Below are 16,283 nucleotides of genomic sequence, written 5' to 3' on the forward strand. Positions count from 1 at the left end.
GACGGCCTGAGGCGGCACCGGTACTCCTCCACCTATCTGGACACGGCTGAGCTCACCAGCTACTGGATGGCTGCACGTCGACGACGGCGTCGGTTCAAGGTCAGGTCACGCACCTACGTCGACAGCGGTCTCGCCTTCACCGAGGTCAAGCTCCGCGGAGCACGAGGGCAGACGATCAAGACCCGGACGCCGGTGGACGTGCGGCAGCTCTCCGGACCGCTAGACATGCTCTCCGAGGCGCAGCTCCGGTTCGTCCACCACGAGCTGGCATGCGCACGGCTCGCCCAGGTCGACGTGACGGGCCTCGTCCCCCACCCTGCGCACGGGCTACCGCCGGACGACGCTCTGGCTGCCGCTCCGCGGCGCGCGGCTCACGGTCGACACCGATCTCACCTGGTCCCTCCCCTGGATGTCCCAGCAGGTCCGTCTGCCCACCCACGCCGTCGTCGAGACCAAGACCGCCGGGGCGGCGACGGGCGTGGACCGCGTGCTGTGGCGCCACGGACATCGCCCCACGCGCTTCTCCAAGTACGGCACCGGGCTGTCGATGCTCATGCCCTACCTCCCTGCCCACCGATGGAACCGCATCCGGTCCGAGATCCAGCCCTATCTGCAGCACGAGCCCATCACCGAGAGGACCCACCATGATCTCCCGTGACCACCGCCCCGGACGCTTCAGGCGTGGGGTGGCGACCATGAGCGTCTTGGGGTTGATGTCGGCCGGACTGGCCGGGTGCACGTCGATCCAGGCTGCCTTCGAGGACGAAGACAGCGCGGCTGTCGAGTCAGCGGCTGCTGCCGAGTCGGTCTGGGACGCCGACGTTGTGCACGTCATCTCGATCAACGTCGACGACGACGCGTTCCGGGCGATGGTCGAGACGTATGAGTCGAGCGAGGAGAAGGAGTGGATTCGAGCCGACGTCACCATCGATGGCACCACGTTCAGGGACGTCGGGATGCGGTTGAAGGGCAACAGCTCGCTCCGGGGGGTCGACGCGGACGCCTCCGCCACGGACCTTCCTTGGCTCATCGACCTGGACCAGTTCGTCGACGGGCAGAGCCTTGAGGGGTGGGAGTCGTTCGTCGTGCGGTCCAGCAACAGCGAAACGGCTCTCAACGAGGCGGTCGCACTGGACCTGCTGACAGAAGCAGGACTGGCGTCCCAAGAGGCCGTCGCCACCCGCTTCTCGGTCAACGGCGAGGATGAGCAGCTCCGTTTGGTGGTCCAGGACCTCGACAACAAGTGGGACGAGGCGACCTTCGGCACCGACGGGACGCTCTACAAGTCCGAGGCAGGCGGCGACTGGTCCTACCGAGGGGAGGACGCCGAGGCATACACCGACATCTTCGACATCGAAGCCGGCGCCGAGGACTACGCACCGCTCACCGAGTTCCTCCAATGGCTCGAGGAGTCCTCGGACGAGGAGTTCGCCGACGGGTTGGACCAGAGGCTCGACGTCGAGGCCTTCGCCAACTATCTGGCCTTCGAGGACCTGGTGGGCAACTTCGACGACATCGACGGGCCCGGCAACAACTCCTACCTGCGCTGGGACGAGGAATCCGGACGGATGACTGTCGTGGCGTGGGACCACAACCTCGCGTTCGGCGGCATGGGGATGGGCCGCGGCGGCTTCCCCGGCATGGACGGGGACGATGCTCCCCCGAGGGCTTCGACCCGCCGGAGGGCTTCGAGCCTCCCGAGGGCATGGAGCCGCCCGAGGGCATGGAGCTTCCGGAGGGCATGGAGCCTCCCGAGGGTGGGTTCGACGGACGCGGCGACGGCCCCGGCATGATGGGCGGCGGCAACGTCCTCTCGGAGCGTTTCCGCGAGACCCCCGAGTTCGCCGCTCTGTACGACGACGCTGTCGCACGCCTCCAGCAGGAGCTGTACGACAGCGGTACGGCGCAGGAGATCCTTGACCAGTGGACGGAGGTGCTCCAGGAGGGAGCATCCGACCTCGTCGCGGCCGACACGATCGAGGAGGAGGCAGACCAGATCGCGTCCTACTTCGACGGCCGCGCGGTCGACGACTCCGCCCAGCAGGGTGGGACGTCCTGATGGAGACGGCGTGGTGACAGCCGAGCAGCACTCCGGTAGACCTTCGCCCGTCGAGGCTCCGAGCGCGGGGTGGCTGGCCAGTCAGGGCAGGCTCCAGCGGTTCGTGCTGGAGTACGAGTTCGGTCTGCGCGCGTTGGAGACCAAACTGTCGATCCTGCGAGACGAATTCCTCTACCTGCACGACTACAACCCCATCGAGCACGTCTCGAGCCGGGTCAAGACCGCCGAGAGCATCGTGGCCAAGGTGCAGCGACGCGGACTGGTCTCCCAGGACGGACCTCCGACGCTCGAGGCGCTCCGAGAGCACATCACCGACATTGCCGGGATCCGTGTCACCTGTAGCTTCGTCGAGGACGTCTACAGGCTCTTCGACCTCCTCACCCGTCAGGAGGACGTCTCCATCCGCCGGGTCAAGGACTACATCGCGGCGCCGAAAGCCAACGGGTACCAGAGTCTCCACGCGATCGTCGAAGTCCCGGTGTTCCTTTCCACGGGTCAGATCCGTGTGCCGGTGGAGATCCAGTTCCGCACCGTGGCGATGGACTTCTGGGCGAGCATGGAGCACAAGATCTACTACAAGTTCCAGGGCGAGGTGCCGGACCAGATGCTCCGTGAACTGAGAGGGGCCGCTGCCACCGCAGCCGCCCTGGACGCCAGCATGCAGGCATTGCATTCCGAGATTCACCGCGCCAGCGCGTCTTCGGACGCTCGACGTCCATGACTGTCCTCCGCCGCATCGAAGGCATACCAGGCACTCATTCACGGCACAGGGGACACACAAGGTCGACGGCCAGCATCGGGCGCATGAATCGACCACTCACCATTCTGACTGCCACCGCTCTTGGTCTCTCCCTCTCTCTCGTCCCAGTGACGCCGGCCGTCGCCGACGGCCCGTCGACGACAGACGTCGAGCTCGTAGCGGACCCCTGGCCGGGCGCGCCCCCTGGGCGCCCGGGCCCTGGGGCACGCCCAGGCGGCCCACGACCTCGACCCTCGACACGTCCGTCGCGACCGCCGACCAGTCCGCAGGTCTGGTGACGATCACCAGTGAAGTGAACTTCGGCCAGGGCGAGGCGGCTGGAACCGGCATGGTCGTAGACGGCGAGGGCATCGTCGTGACGAACCACCATGTCGTCGAGCACGCGACCGACCTCGAAGTCACCATCCCTGACACGGGTGAGACCTACCGCGCTGAAATCGTGGGCTCGGACGCGCGGAGGGGACGTCGCGGTCCTGCAGTTGGGCGGAGCCAGTGGACTGCAGACCGTAGAGCTCGCCGACTCGCCGGTCGAGGCCGGCGACACCGTCACCGCCGTCGGAGACGCCGGCGGCGACGGCGGCACGCTCACCTCGGCCTCCGGAACGGTCACCGACGAGCGCACGTCGATCACCGTCACGGACGAACAGACCGGGCAGCGGTCGCGCCTGCGCCGGCTCATCGAGGTCGACGCCGACGTCGTGTCCGGGGACTCCGGTGGCGCCCTGACGAACGACTCAGGGCAGGTCGTGGGCATGACCGTCGCCGCCTCGAGTGGCGGAGCCGACATCGCGGGCTACGCGATCCCGATAGTGCGTGTGCTGCGCGTCCTCGACCAGGTGCTCTCCGGTGACGCCGCCGGCGGAGTGAGCATCGGGTACGACGCCTTCCTGGGCGTCACGATGGGAACGGGCTTGCAGCTGGTAGATGTCGTCGACGGATCTGCGGCCGAGAGCGCCGGTCTCTCTGCGGGCGACACCCTCACGGCTCTGGGATCCCGGCGCGTCTCCACTCAGGCGGAGCTCCGCCGGGCCGTCACGAGCCACTCGCCTGGCGAAGAGGTGACCGTCTCGTGGCAGGACGCCGACGGCTCCGCGCACTCGGCGACGGTGACCCTCGGCAGGGCACCGGTCGCGTAGGCCGGGCTCACCAGGCGTCCGGAGGGGCGTCGCCGGCAGCACGGAGACGCCCCCTCGACGGTGCCACGTGACGGGTCAGAACATCCCGTTGCCGTGGGCGAAGTCCTCGGCGGGCGGAATGCCCTCGGAGACGTCCCAGTGCTCGACGATCTTGCCGTTGTCATCCAGACGCATGATGTCGACGAAGGCTCGACCGGGAGTCGATCCGTCGGTCATCACGAAGTGGGTCAGCATCACGACGTACTGCTCGTTGGCGACGACCAGCTTGGTCTCCGGGTAGAAGGTGCCCGCCGACTTAGCCATTTCGGTGGCCATCTCGATGAAGCCCTCCTTGCCGTCCCTGACCTGCGGGCTGTGCTGGATGTAGTGGTCCCCGACGTAGGCGTCCACCGCGTCCTGCGGTCGGCCCTGTCCGAAGGCGGTCTCGAGAAACTTCTGGACGGTCTCGACGCTCTGGCTGGCCGTGGGCATCTGCTCTCCCTGTCGGCGGTGTTCGTGTGGACCCTCAGAGACTGGCCGGGCGTGGGTGGACCCTGAGCGGACGCGCCGCCGGATGGCCAACCTCGTCTACCGTAGGACCGCGCGCAATCTCGGGCCGTCAAGGGCACGGCCAGCATTGTCGTTGTCCAGGTGGGCGGCTCGTCGCAGCCGGACCGATGACCGTCCAGCACCGAGCGCGATCCCACAACCCCGGCGAAGCTTGCCGCGCTCGGTGATGGCGGCGACGCGTGAGTGTGTCGATCCACAGTGGTTTCACAGGGAACGCACAGTCCGAGGGATGAGGATGTGCCTGTGGAACTGACGAGGCCTGACGGTACGCCCTTGCGCGTGCTCGTCGTCGATGACGAGGTCAACATCGCCGAGCTGGTCGTGATGGCGCTGCGCTACGAGGGCTGGGACGCGATCATGGCCCACACAGGCGTCCGTGCTGTGACGGCCGCCAAGGAGCACAGACCCGACGTGATCGTGCTCGACTGGATGCTTCCCGACTTCGACGGACTCGAGGTGCTACGTCGGCTGCGCACGACTGACCCCGACATCCCGGTGCTGTTCCTGACCGCCCGGGACGCCGTCGAGGACCGAGTGGCCGGATTGACCGCGGGCGGTGACGACTACGTCACCAAGCCGTTCTCGCTCGAGGAAGTCGTCGCACGGCTGCGAGCGCTCGTCCGGCGCGCAGGCGCGCGGCCGACCGCCAGGTCCTCCGTTCTCGTCGTTGGCGACCTGACCCTCGACGAGGACAGCCGAGAGAGTTTTCCGCGGAGACGAGGAAGTCACCCTGACGGCAACCGAGTTCGAGCTGTTGCGCTTCCTCATGCGCAACCCGCGCCGCGTGCTCAGCAAGGCCCAGATACTCGACCGCGTCTGGAACTACGACTTCGGCGGCCAGGCCAACGTCGTTGAGCTCTACATCTCGTACCTGCGCAAGAAGATCGACGCGGGCCGCGAGCCCATGATCCACACCATGCGTGGTGCCGGCTACGTGCTGAAGCCTGCGCCGTGAGGCGGTTCCGCTCCCTGACCTCGCGGCTGACGGTCACCGCGGTCGCACTCGTGGCAGTGGTGGCACTGGGACTCGGCCTGGCGACCACCCTCATGATGCGGCACTCTCTGACCCAACAACTCGACCGCGACCTCGTCGAGGCCGCCGACCGCGCAGGCCAGTTCCCCGGCGCCCCTTTGCCGGCCGGTACCCCCGATGACATCGGGCTTGGCGCCGATCGGCGCCCGCCCCAAGACCTCGGCACGCTGAACGTCTACATCTCTGCCTCCGGCGTCTATGAGGGCTTCTACCTGACCGTGGACTCTGAGGACAGGTTCACGGTGAAGGTCCTCGACGAGAACGTTCTCGACGAGCTCGCCGACGTCCCGCTCGACGGGCGCCCGCACGACGTCCAGCTGGAAGGCTTGGGGAGCTACCGAGTGCTCGGGACCGACGACGGTCAAGATCGGGTGGTCGGGCTGCCCACCGCAGACGTGGACGACGCAGTGGCCGCTCTGGTGTGGACCGAGGTCCTCCTCGGACTGCTCGCGGTCATGGTCGCAGGCGGAGCCGCCACCGTCGTCGTACGCCGCCAGCTCGGTCCCCTTCGAGAGGTGGCCGCGACCGCGCGCGCGGTTGCCGCGACGCCGCTCTCCAGCGGCGAGGTCGGTCCCACGGAGAGGGTCCCCGACCACCTCACCGACGAGCAGACCGAGGTCGGCCGGGTGGGCGCAGCGCTCAACACCCTCCTGGCCCACGTAGAGACGTCGCTGGATGCGCGGCACCGCAGCGAGCAGCAGGTGCGCCAATCCGTCGCCGACGCGTCCCACGAGCTACGCACCCCCCTCGCCACGATCACCGGCTACACCGAACTGGCCCGACGCAGGCCGGACGACCCAGTGACCTCGGTCGCGGCCCTGGCCAAGGTCGAGGAGGAGTCGGCGCGGATGACTCACCTAGTCGAGGACCTGCTGCTGCTGGCCCGCCTCGACGCCGGAAGACCGCTGCGCCGAGACACGGTCGACCTCACCCGCCTCCTCCTCGAGGCGGTCGCGGACGCACGCGTCGTCGCACCGCAGCACCACTGGCGACTCGAGCTACCCGAGCAGGCGATCGAGGTCACCGGCGACGAGCAGCGGCTGCACCAGGTTGTCACCAACCTGCTCACCAACGCGCGCAAGCACACCCCGGCCGGAACCACCGTCACCGTGACCGGCCGCGCAGACGGATTCACTGTCTCCGACGACGGTCCCGGCTTCCCACCAGAACTGGCCGGTGCAGCTTTCGAACGCTTCACACGCGGCGACTCCGCACGCACCCGGGAGGAGGGTGGCGCCGGCCTCGGGCTCGCCCTTGTCGAAGCGATCGTCCGAGCCCACGGCGGGTCGGTGTCGTTGCACAGTGCCCGAGCGGGTGCAAGGATCGATGTGAGCCTCAGCGAGGATCCCGGCTGACGGGGCCGCACACGCCCACATCGGCTATGAGCGGGCGGATTTGGCTTCCCCCTGGCGGATGCTCGGTCCTCCCATCCCCGGGCCTCTCGTCCGGCCCATCAACGGCTGAAAAACTCTTGAAATGGGGTGTCGAGCCGACCGGGTCCGCATAGAGCCGACTGACTCCGACATCGGACCCGAGGGGCCGCTGACCTGGTACTTTGCATCAACTGACGGGTCGTCTGAGGGCGCGCCGAGACGGCTACTGACCTACCCGGGCCTAGCTACGGATCAGAAGGTTTGGGGTTCGAATCCCTACAGGCGCGCAGCAGGTGGGCGATAGCGACAGCCTCCCGAAGAGCCCTGGGCCCAACGGTCCGGGGCTCTTTCCGTTGTGCGGGCGCGAATCTGGGCGCCCTGCCCTGTCGCGACGGGGGCAGTACGCGAAGGTCGGTCGGGCTGCTCAGTGCCGTTCGACCCGCATCGTGCGCCTGAACGTCGGTGCCGCGACCGCCGCCGCGGCTCCGACGTGGACGACTCCGGCCGCGAGCAGGAGGCTGGCGCCGCCGGTGAGGAACGCGCCGGAGGCGGCGCCGGCCGCGAACGCGGCGAGCTTGAGGCTGGCAGCGGTGGTGTGCACGTTGCTGCGTGCGCCGCTGGGCGCCTCCCGATGGCGAACGAGCAGGGTGGCGGTGAAGACCATCCCTTCGGCGGCGCCGGCAGCGACCAGCAGGGCGCAGAGGACCGGCCAGCCGGGAGTCGTCGCCGCGGCCAGCAGGAGCACTCCCGTCGCCGCGGTGCCGACGACCACGGTGCGCAGCGCTGACCGGGCGGCGCGTTGGACGCGGGTCATCGCGGCGACGCCGAGCAGCGCGCCCACGGACAAGCAGGCCAGGAGGACACCGGCCGCGTCCTCGGAGGCGCCTTCCTCCACCGCGACGAGGGGTGTGGCGACGAAGGCCATGCCCAGCCCGAGGTAGCCGGCGGTCGTCGAGAAGGTGGCTGTCCGCAGCCGTGGCAGCAGCAGGAGCGTGCGGAGGCCGGCCAGGGTGTCGGCTCCGAGGCCGGCTCTGCCCGCTGCCTCCCCAGCGCCCGGCACCGGCGCCGTCCGCGCTGCCCAGAGAGCGGCCGGGATCCCGGCGGCCAGGGCGGCGACCGCTGCCGGCAACGCCGCACCCGCCGAGGTGGCGGAGACGACGCCGGCCACGAGGAGCGGCCCGATGATGCCGGCGACGTTGTAGGTGGCCGCATCGACGGCCGCTGCCTTGTCCAGGCGGTCCGGGGGGACGAGTGTCGGCAGCTGGGCAGTCCAGCCGCCGAGCACTGCCGGGGTCCCGCAGCCAGCGGCGAAGGCGGTCACCAGCAGCAGCCAAGTCGGAGCGGGAATGGTGGCGACGACCACCAGCAGCAAAGCCACCCACGTCATGGCCGCAGCGATGAGGTACGTCGGCCGGCGGGCGCGGTCCAGCCCGAGCCCTACGACCGGACCGGAGAGCGCGCAACCCAGGGTGAGGACTGAGACAGCAGCGGCGGCCTGGGCATGGCCGCCCCCGGTGCCGGCGACGCCCAGCAGCAGGGCCGGCGCCGCCATCTCGTCACCGAGCCGGGCGAGGGACGCGCCGGCCAGCCACGGGAGTGGCACCTCGCGGTAACGGATATCCACGGATATACGTTACAAGATGCTGCTCACTCGCCTTGTCGGGACCGGTGGTCGGCGACACGAGCCCGATTCGAGCACCGGGTCGAGCAGAACCGGCGAGGCGCGCCCCGTCCGGGGTCCAGGAAGGGCCGGCGGCAATCCTGCGCGGCACACAGCCCGCCGACCCGGCGGTTGGTCTCGGCGATCCGGATCGCCAACGCGAGCGCGGTCGAGGAGGCGAACCACTGCGCCCATCCCCGATCCGGGGGTCGGCGTGCAGGTGCCAGCCGACGCCTTCGTGCTCCAGGCGCGGGGTCACCGCCCAGCGCTCCAGCATCCGGTTCACCGCTGCGGCCCAGTCGTCCACCGAGTCCAACGCGAACAGCGCGCGCAGCTCTTCGCACACCTCGGCGACACCGGCCACGTCTCGAGGGCCGAGGCTGATCTCCGGACCCTCTCCGTGCGCCACGAGCACCGCTTCGACGTCGGACCGGTCCAACGTGCGCTCGTGATGGAGCTCCAAGAGGTGCACGGCGCGACGGGTGACGTCGACGGCGGAACGCGGGGGTCGTCCCATGCGCCCAGCCTAGGGGCGGGGCCGGCCCCCGGCTTCATTCGGCGAGGGTGCCGCAGGCGAGGTTCGCAATCGCGGCCGTCATCGCTCCAGCGCGGTCCGACGCGCCCGTCGCGGCGTACTCCGGGCCTCTCCCGCGCGTGCCGGAGGGCCGACGTCAGCGGTGGGTCAGCGGCGTCGCGCACGCTCGCTGCATGCGAACGACCGTCGACCGCGTCGCACCGCCGGCCACCTCGACCAGCCCGAGCCAGACGCCCACCGTCAGGCACCTCTGGCCGGGCGACGATGGGGCTGTCGCGGACCTGGTCGCCGGCTGCTCGGAGCGGTGCCTACGGGACCGGTTCTTCGGCCACGTCGCCGACCCGGCGGCGGTGCTGGTGGGCCTGGTGCGGGAGGCGGTGTGGGAGGGCTGCGCCGCGGGAGCGTTTGTCGACGGTCGCCGGGAGCCGTCCCTGGTGGCGGTGGCCGTCGCGCTGCCCGATCGTGCCGGCAGGACGTGGGAGCTGGGCGTGCTGGTGCGCGACGACTGGCAGGGCCGCGGAGTCGGCGCCCGCCTCCTGGACCTCGTCCTTGCGGAGGCATCGGTCGCCGGGGTCACCCCGGTCGCTGTCGTCGAGGCCGCGAACGGGCGGGCGCTCCGGCTCGTCAGCCGGCTGGGCCGCACGGCTGTCGGCGCCGCGCTCCTCGTCGAGGTCTGCTGACCGCCGGCCTCGGTGAGCGTCAGGACGAGCCGCCCAACGCGGCCAGGGCCCGCGCCTCCCGCGCGCCCTCGCGGAGCCGGGGGAGGAGCTCGTCACCCAGCTCCGCGGCGAGCCGGCGCTGCGCCGTTGCCAGCGACGCGGCGATCACCGCCGGCAGGGGTGAGCTGGTCCACTGTCGCAGCGCCCGGGCGCCGCCGAGGGCGCGGGCGCGGGCGGGCGCCTCGTCGTGGGTGAGCGCCCAGGCCTCGAGGCCGTGCGCGATCGCGCGGGGGGTCGCCGGTGCGGCCGGCGAGGTCCACCGACCGGGTCGCGAGGCGTGACGCATCCTCGGACCCGGTGGCGGCGAGCTCGAGGGCGAGCCGTCCGGCGGTGTAGCTGACGCCCGCGGGCGAGCCCTGCTGCTCGTACCAGGCGAGGGTGCCGGCGTGGATCTCGGCCGCCCTGTCGTGGTCACCGACCAGGCCGCTGGCCAGGCCCAGCCCGTTCTCGGCCAGGGCGGTCCCGGCGGCCGAGCCAATCGTGCGCGCCAGCTGCACCGCCGCCCGGAGCGTGGTGAGGCTTTGCTCGGCGCCCAGGAGCGCCTGCACCGAACCGAGCCGGGTCAGCTGCGTCGCCTGCCACTCCGGTGCGCCCACGTCGCGGGCGAGCGCCAGCGCCCGCCGGTGGGTCCGCGCCGCGGCCGGCAGGTCGCCGACGACCTCGGCGCAGTAGCCGAGCAGGTCCATCGCCATCATCTGCCCGGCCGCGTCGTCGAGCTCTTCGAACGCCCGCTGGGCCGCTCGTCCCCCGGCAGCGGCCGGCGCGACGGCGCCCCGCTGGAGGTCGGCCTTCGCCGCGGTCAGGCCGACGAGCGCCAGGCCCCACCGGTCCTGCGCCCGGGCGAACGTGGCCCGTCCGGTCTCCAGCAGCAGCTGTCCGCGCCGCGGCTCCCCGCGTTGGAGCAGCCGCTCGGCGAGCAGCACGGCAGCCACCGCCTCGTGCCTGCCCCAGCCGAGGTCCCTCGCCTCCCGCAGCGCTGACTCGCCGGCCGCGATGGCCTGCTCCGCGCCGGCGGTCACCGAGTCGAACACGGCGAGCCACGCGATCGCGCCGAGCACCGACGGCCGGTCGCCGCCGTCGGCGGCGGTGATGCCGACGAGCTCCTCCAGCAGGTCGCGGCCCTCGGAGCGGCGTCCGCCCAGCCACCACCACCACGACCCGCGCAGGGCCAGCTCGACGGCGGCGTCGACCGCACCGTCCCTGGCGAGCCAGCGCGCGGTGTCCATCGCTCCGGCCGGCACGGTGTGCACGCGGACGTGGGCCCGTTCGCGTCGGGCGGCGCCGCGTTCGGCTGCCAGGAGCTCCTCGAACTCCTCCTGCAGCTCCACCGGAGGAGCGAGTCCCGTCTGCTCGGCGAGCACCCGGCGGCCGACGTCGTAGACGGCGAGCGCCTCCGCTCGGCGCCCCGCCCTGTCCAGGGCCCGCATCAGGAGGAGCCGGGACCGCGGTCGCAGCGGGTCCTCCGCCAGCAGCTCGCGGAGCACCTCGATCGGACCTGTGGCGCCGGTCCCCGACGCGAGCCCGGCCTCCGCGGCGAGCTCCATGAGCGCCGCCCGCTGCTCGGCCGCCCGCGCGCGGGCGCCGACGAGCCGGGGGTGCTCGTCGAGCTCGGCCAACGGCGGCCCCTGCCACAGCGCCAGCGCCCGCTCCGCGGTCGCGGCCGCGTCCTCCGCACGGCCGGCGGTGAGTGCGTCGGACGCCGTGCGGGCGAGCGCGGCGAACAGGCGGAGGTCGACCTCCTCGTCGGGGAGGTCGAGGCGGTAGCTGCCCTGGTGGTGCCGGAGCGCGTCGCCGTGCGGCCCGAGGTGTCGCCGGAGCCGGGACACCTTGACCTGCAGCGCGTTGCGCGCGCCGGCGGGTGCCTCGGGTCCCCACACCGCGTCGACGAGGGCGGTTGCCGGCACCGCCCGCCCCTCGGCGAGCACGAGATGGGCGAGCACCACCCGGTCCAGCCGCGCCGGCGCCACGTCCGGTCCACCGTCCTGGCGGACGGTGACCGCTCCGAGCAGGCGGACCAGCGGCTCGTCACTCACCCCGCCACCGCCACCTCGGCCGCCGGCGCCATGCCCATGCCGTTGGGGTAGGGCACCCCACCGGAGGTGACGATCGGCTCGGCGACGGCGACGAGGTCGGCGGTGAGCGCGGCGAGCTCGTCGTCGCCCAGCCGGCTCCACGCCGGCGCCGTCATCGCGTCGGTCCGGTCCTCGATCGCGGCCCGCTCGCGCCGGCCGGTCTCCGTCACCGAACCGTCGTCGGCGAGCCAACCCCGCGCGGTCAGCGTGGCGGCCGCCGCGGCCCACTCGTCCTCGGTCCACCCGCGGTAGGTGCGCTGGTCGTGGGGGACCAGCCCGAGCGCGGCCATCAGCAGGTTGCTCTCGGCCGGACCGAGGCCCGCGGTGCGGAGCGCGGCGACGTGGGCGTCGCCGCGGAACTCGCGCAGCGCGGTCGTCGCCCAGAACAGCGTGAGGTGCGGCTCGACGGGCCGCGGCAGGCTGCGGTGGGCGGCGAACAGCGGCGCTCCGGCGGAGGGCAGTACGTCGACGACGCCGGCCAGCCGTGACGCCAGCTCGGCGACCACCGGTGCGTCGACGCGCTCGCCGAGGTGGCGCCGTACCGCACGGTCGAAGACGGTCAGCCGCGCGGCCGCGGCCTGCTCGGGCGTCGTCCACCGCCACGCATCCGGCAGGGCGCGCTCGACCATCCGCGGAGCGAAGCCGTGGAAGCATGCGGTCACCACGTCCGCGGGCACCACGCCGAGCGCGGCGGACCGGGTCGCGAAGTAGCCCATCCAGCCGCCCTTGAGGCCGAGCGCGGTGTAGACCTGCGGCCGCTCGGGGGCGTAGTAGACGAGCGCGTGGTAGGCCTCGACCAGCCGCCACAGGGCGCGCTCGGCGCTGCGACGGGACCGACCCTCGGGGGAGCCGGCGGGATGGCTCATGACGACACCTGCCTCACTGCGGGGACCCGCCGCAGCGGACCCGGTCGAAGAGTAGCCGCCCGTCCGCCTCGTCGCCGCCGGATCGCACCCGGTGCCGACGGGCATCACGAGCACGGCCAGCGTCGTCGCCCGCGCTGACGACCGGCTGACAGCCGGCCCCCAGCCGCCGAGCCCGACCGACGCCACCGCCGGACGGTCCGCGCGGTCAGCCGCCTGTCAGCGGGCTGCCTAGGGTGTCGACCGTGACCACCCCGCCCGGCCTGCCGCCGACCCGTGAGGAACGCCGATGACCGAGACCGCGCTGCTCCTGCGGAGGCAGTGGGACGTGCTGCGCGCCTGGCTCGAGACCGAGCGCGTCCTCGACCGTGCCGCCGAGCCGTCGGGCCTCGGCGGCTGGACCGTCGCCGACCTGGTCGTCCACCTCGGCTACGGCCTCCGGATGGTCGCCGAGGTCACGCCGGCGACCGACCAGCATCCCATCGACGTCGGCCGCTACGTGGCCGGCTACGTCCCGGCGCAAGAGCAGATCGCGACGGACACCTCCGTGCTCGCGACCTCGCTGCAGGGTGAGGAGCTGGCCGGCATCGACGCACTCGCGGCGCAGGCCTGGCAGGCGCTCGAGGTCGGCCTGCCGCCGGTCGTGCTCGGCCGCCGTGGCCCGTTGCGCAGCGACGACTTCCTGCTGACCCGCCTGCTCGAGCTGGTCGCCCACGGCGACGACCTCCACCGGCTGCTCGGCCCCGACCGCACCTCGCCGCTGCTGCCGGCAGCGGTCGACCGGGTCGCCGCGGTCCTGGCCGACGCCTACCAGCAGGCCACCGGGCGCCCCGCAGGGTGGACCGGTCTCGACCTGGTCCGCGCCGCCACCGGACGTACGGCGACCGACGACCCGGCCCTGCCGCTGCTCTCCTGACCGCGACCTAACGGCCGGCGTCCGGCCGACCGGCAGGCGCCCGCTCCGGCACGGCGTGCGCGACGACGAGCTTCAGCACCAGCACCGGTCCGAGCCAACCGATCGCCTCGGGGCCGAGGCCGCCGGGCACCGCCGCGACCAGCACCGCGAGCGTCGCCAGCCCCATGGCCGCGGGTCGCTTCAGGTGCAGCGGCAGGACGACCACCAGGCCCACGCCGAGCACGGCGGCGACGTACCAGCCGGCTGCCCATGCCCAGCCCGCGCCAGGGAACAGCGCGGCGACCAGGAACGGGTGCAGGTGCAGCGCCGAGAACGCGACGTGGTTGCGGACGACCCGCTCCACGACGGAGGCCCCGCTCGCTGCCCGCTGGTGGTAGAGCCGCTTCGCCGGCTCGAGGCTGTTGGCGACCACCCGCCGACCACGTCGGCGGCCAGGACCACGACGAGCAGCCAGTGCCACCACTGCCACCCGGGGTCCGACCGCTGCTGTGCGAGGACGACCACCGGCAGTGCGGCGGCGACGGTCAGCCACACGACGGCCTTCTCGGCCGGGGCGGCGCCGGTGCCGTAGAGCCAGTCCGGCCGGTCGGTGCGGTGAAATCGTTGCTCCTGGGGTCGTTCAGACATCTCGCTCCTCGACTCTGGTGGTGGGATCGGTACGACGGCGCCGTCGCTACGACGCGCGGGCGGAGAGCACGGCGAGCAGGGTCAGGGCGGCTGCCACCAGGCCCGCGGCCCGGAACCCGCCGGTCGCAGAGGCCAGCAGCGCGCCGGCGAAGGGTGCGACCGCGATCCCCAGCCCGACCGGTCGCTGGAACGCGCCGCTGACCTCCCCGAACGCCGTACGGCCCCAGCGGTCCGCGACGCCGAGCGTGGTGGTGAGCGTGTGGGCGCCGCGGACGGCGCCGGCCAGCAGCGCCGCGACCACGAGCCCGACGACGCCGGGCGCCAGCGCCAGCGCCGCGACGACCAGCGCGGCCGCCACGACCAGTGCCGTGGTGCGCTGACGCGCGTCGCTGATCCCGGCCAGTGGCAGGTAGGCGAGCCGCCCGACCACCTGCCCGGCCCCGACGAGTCCGAACGCCAGAGCGGCCGTCGCATAGGAGTGGCCGAGCTCCCGCGCGAGCGGCACCAGGTTCAGCGTCACCGCGTAGAGCGACGAACCCGCGATCACCATGCTCAGCTGCGTGGCACGGAACCGCCTCGAACGGACGATGCGCCGGACGTCGTGCCCGGGCGGTGCCGGGGCGTGCGCGGTCCACGGCACCGCGAGTCCCCACCACGCCAGCGGAGCGGTGAGGACGGCGTAGCCGACCGCCACGCCGAGCAGCGCCTCCCGCCAGCCCAGCACCTCCGCGACCGGCGCGAGCACCGGTGCGAGGACCGCCGACGAGGCACCGCCGAACAGCGACACCACGGTGAGGGCCGTGGCAGCCCGTCGGCCGTGCCAGATCGTCAGCGCCGCGAAGACCGGCGGGTAGAGCGTCGTCGCCTGCCCCAGACCGACCAGCGCCATCGCCAACAGTGCGACCACCGGGTGCGGCGCGGCCGCGACACCGGCCAGTCCGGTCGCACCAGCCAGGGCGCCGAGCACCACCAGGAGGCGTGGACCGCGCCGGTCGATCAGGCGGCCGATCCGGGGGCTCAGCAGGGCCGAGAGCACCAGCGACCCGGAGTACGCCGCCGTCATCGCTGCCAGCGACCACCCGGTGTCGCGGGCGGCGAGGTCCATCAGCACCGGCACCGCGTAGTAGAGCGCCGCCCAGCTGAACAGCTCGACGAACCCGCACGTCAGCACCGACGGCCAGAACGGCGGGCGAGGACCGACCACGGGTGCCACCCTGTCCGGTGCGGGCGACGACCGCGACCGTCGTGCCGCTGGTCGGCGGGCTCTGTCAGCGACCGGTCAGCACCCACCTGCACCGTCGTCGCGTGAGCGCGACCGGCGTCGGCGGGTCCGGGCGGCCCGGGTGACGGGGTGGCTCGGCTCGGTCGCCATGCTCGCCTTCGTGATGGCCGCGACACCGGGGCCGAACAACGTGCTCTTCGCCGCGGCCGGTGCCGCGCAGGGCTACCTGCGGACCGTGCCGATGCTCGCGGGGGATGATCGGCGGCTTCGTCGCCTTGATCGGTGCCGGTGTGGCCGGTGTCGGCGGGCTCGTGGACGCGGTGCCCGGCAGCGGGCCGGCGATGCGGGCCGCTGCGTCGGCGTACCTGGCCTATCTCGCCGTCCGGCTGTGGCGTGCCAGCCCGCCGACCGACGACCCCGGACCGCAGGGTCCCGGCCCGACGACCCCGACGACCCTGATGACCTGGTGGCAGATGGCGCTGTTCCAGGTGGCCAACCCCAAGACCTGGCTGGCGGTGCTGGCGTTCGTCACCGGCAAGCTCGGGCCGGCCAGCCCCGGCGGGCCGGCGGGGGACCTGGTCGGCGCGGCGTGCTTCCTCGTCGTGGTCTGGATGTCGGCGAGCCTGTGGACGCTGTTCGGTGCCGCCCTCCGCGCCCGGCTGGCCCCGGGTCCGTGGCGGCGTGCGATGCGAGGGATGGCGGTCCTGGCGGTGCTGTCCGTCGCCACGCTGTGGTGGTGAGGAGGCCGCAGCCGGGCGT

The 16,283-nt window shown here is 72.5% G+C and carries 15 protein-coding genes and 1 pseudogene; 10 read left to right on the forward strand and 6 right to left on the reverse strand.

Annotated features, from left to right (window positions below):
* The first annotated feature begins 316 nt into the window (after positions 1-316).
* The 5 genes from MF408_RS10605 to MF408_RS10625 all read left to right on the forward strand — a co-directional run bounded on the left by MF408_RS10605 (position 317) and on the right by MF408_RS10625 (position 3,955).
* Positions 317-658 carry a VTC domain-containing protein gene (locus MF408_RS10605; protein WP_345893937.1) on the forward strand — a complete coding sequence of 114 codons (342 nt, stop codon included), beginning with the start codon at positions 317-319 and terminating at the stop codon, positions 656-658.
* Positions 645-1,793: a CotH kinase family protein gene (locus tag MF408_RS10610; protein ID WP_240251327.1), complete on the forward strand. Its 1,149-nt coding sequence runs from the start codon at positions 645-647 to the stop codon at positions 1,791-1,793. Before MF408_RS10605 ends, MF408_RS10610 begins: the two co-directional genes overlap by 14 nt.
* Positions 1,790-2,059 carry a hypothetical protein gene (locus tag MF408_RS10615; protein ID WP_240251328.1) on the forward strand — a complete coding sequence of 90 codons (270 nt, stop codon included), beginning with the start codon at positions 1,790-1,792 and terminating at the stop codon, positions 2,057-2,059. The genes MF408_RS10610 and MF408_RS10615 overlap by 4 nt, the downstream gene beginning before the upstream one ends.
* Positions 2,060-2,162: 103 nt before the next feature.
* A complete protein-coding gene (locus MF408_RS10620) occupies positions 2,163-2,780 on the forward strand; it encodes a GTP pyrophosphokinase family protein (protein ID WP_240251329.1) in 618 nt (205 codons plus the stop codon).
* A gap of 455 nt (positions 2,781-3,235) precedes the next feature.
* The gene (locus MF408_RS10625) at positions 3,236-3,955 is read left to right on the forward strand and encodes a trypsin-like peptidase domain-containing protein (protein ID WP_240251330.1); all 720 of its coding nucleotides are present in this window, start codon (positions 3,236-3,238) and stop codon (positions 3,953-3,955) included.
* A 75-nt stretch (positions 3,956-4,030) separates the two neighbouring features.
* On the opposite strand, the gene MF408_RS10630 is transcribed toward MF408_RS10625, so the two are convergent.
* Positions 4,031-4,426 (reverse strand): nuclear transport factor 2 family protein, encoded by a 396-nt coding sequence (locus MF408_RS10630; RefSeq protein ID WP_240251331.1) that lies wholly within the window; start codon positions 4,424-4,426, stop codon positions 4,031-4,033.
* A gap of 321 nt (positions 4,427-4,747) precedes the next feature.
* Between MF408_RS10630 and MF408_RS10635 the strand changes: the two are divergent.
* Both MF408_RS10635 and MF408_RS10640 read left to right on the forward strand, forming a co-directional pair.
* Positions 4,748-5,459: pseudogene (locus tag MF408_RS10635) on the forward strand (response regulator transcription factor).
* Positions 5,456-6,892 (forward strand): HAMP domain-containing sensor histidine kinase, encoded by a 1,437-nt coding sequence (locus MF408_RS10640; RefSeq protein ID WP_240251332.1) that lies wholly within the window; start codon positions 5,456-5,458, stop codon positions 6,890-6,892. The pseudogene MF408_RS10635 and the gene MF408_RS10640 overlap by 4 nt, the downstream one beginning before the upstream one ends.
* A 442-nt stretch (positions 6,893-7,334) precedes the next feature.
* On the opposite strand, the gene MF408_RS10645 is transcribed toward MF408_RS10640, so the two are convergent.
* A complete protein-coding gene (locus MF408_RS10645) occupies positions 7,335-8,534 on the reverse strand; it encodes an MFS transporter (RefSeq protein WP_240251333.1) in 1,200 nt (399 codons plus the stop codon).
* Positions 8,535-9,278: 744 nt separating this feature from the next.
* Between MF408_RS10645 and MF408_RS10650 the strand changes: the two genes are divergently transcribed.
* Complete coding sequence (locus tag MF408_RS10650) at positions 9,279-9,785, forward strand: GNAT family N-acetyltransferase (RefSeq protein ID WP_240251334.1); 507 nt, start codon at positions 9,279-9,281, stop codon at positions 9,783-9,785.
* Positions 9,786-9,877: 92 nt separating this feature from the next.
* Here the strand turns inward: MF408_RS10650 and MF408_RS25290 are convergent, their stop codons facing one another.
* Together MF408_RS25290 and MF408_RS10665 are read right to left on the reverse strand one after the other, a co-directional pair.
* Positions 9,878-11,857, reverse strand: a complete 1,980-nt coding sequence (locus MF408_RS25290; RefSeq protein WP_275693403.1) for a BTAD domain-containing putative transcriptional regulator — start codon at positions 11,855-11,857, stop codon at positions 9,878-9,880.
* Positions 11,854-12,762: a hypothetical protein gene (locus MF408_RS10665; protein ID WP_240251335.1), complete on the reverse strand. Its 909-nt coding sequence runs from the start codon at positions 12,760-12,762 to the stop codon at positions 11,854-11,856. The genes MF408_RS25290 and MF408_RS10665 overlap by 4 nt, the downstream gene beginning before the upstream one ends.
* 286 nt (positions 12,763-13,048) lie before the next feature.
* On the opposite strand from MF408_RS10665, the gene MF408_RS10670 reads away from it, so the two are divergent.
* Positions 13,049-13,675 carry a maleylpyruvate isomerase N-terminal domain-containing protein gene (locus tag MF408_RS10670; protein WP_240251336.1) on the forward strand — a complete coding sequence of 209 codons (627 nt, stop codon included), beginning with the start codon at positions 13,049-13,051 and terminating at the stop codon, positions 13,673-13,675.
* Positions 13,676-13,682: 7 nt separating this feature from the next.
* Here the strand turns inward: MF408_RS10670 and MF408_RS10675 are convergent, their stop codons facing one another.
* Both MF408_RS10675 and MF408_RS10680 read right to left on the reverse strand, forming a co-directional pair.
* Entirely contained in the window at positions 13,683-14,144 is a 462-nt protein-coding gene (locus MF408_RS10675) for a hypothetical protein (protein WP_240251337.1), read from the reverse strand.
* 204 nt (positions 14,145-14,348) lie between these two features.
* On the reverse strand, positions 14,349-15,515 hold the full coding sequence (locus MF408_RS10680; protein WP_240251338.1) for an MFS transporter: 1,167 nt from the start codon (positions 15,513-15,515) through the stop codon (positions 14,349-14,351).
* A 263-nt stretch (positions 15,516-15,778) separates the two neighbouring features.
* Here MF408_RS10680 and MF408_RS10685 point away from each other — a divergent pair, with 263 nt between their 5' ends.
* Positions 15,779-16,264 (forward strand): LysE family transporter, encoded by a 486-nt coding sequence (locus MF408_RS10685; RefSeq protein WP_240251339.1) that lies wholly within the window; start codon positions 15,779-15,781, stop codon positions 16,262-16,264.
* Positions 16,265-16,283: the final 19 nt, after the last annotated feature.

Origin of the sequence: Nocardioides sp. TF02-7 (assembly GCF_022437945.1) — a bacterium.
Taxonomy (GTDB): Bacteria; Actinomycetota; Actinomycetes; order Propionibacteriales; family Nocardioidaceae; genus Nocardioides.

Excerpts from the sequence above, each read along its gene's own strand:
- MF408_RS10610 (WP_240251327.1), top strand. The coding sequence starts at position 645 with ATGATCTCCCGTGACCACCGCCCCGGACGCTTCAGGCGTGGGGTGGCG.
- MF408_RS10615 (WP_240251328.1), top strand. The coding sequence starts at position 1,790 with ATGATGGGCGGCGGCAACGTCCTCTCGGAGCGTTTCCGCGAGACCCCC.
- MF408_RS10630 (WP_240251331.1), bottom strand. The coding sequence starts at position 4,426 with ATGCCCACGGCCAGCCAGAGCGTCGAGACCGTCCAGAAGTTTCTCGAG.
- MF408_RS10650 (WP_240251334.1), top strand. The coding sequence starts at position 9,279 with ATGCGAACGACCGTCGACCGCGTCGCACCGCCGGCCACCTCGACCAGC.
- MF408_RS10665 (WP_240251335.1), bottom strand. The coding sequence starts at position 12,762 with ATGAGCCATCCCGCCGGCTCCCCCGAGGGTCGGTCCCGTCGCAGCGCC.
- MF408_RS10670 (WP_240251336.1), top strand. The coding sequence starts at position 13,049 with ATGACCGAGACCGCGCTGCTCCTGCGGAGGCAGTGGGACGTGCTGCGC.
- MF408_RS10685 (WP_240251339.1), top strand. The coding sequence starts at position 15,779 with ATGATCGGCGGCTTCGTCGCCTTGATCGGTGCCGGTGTGGCCGGTGTC.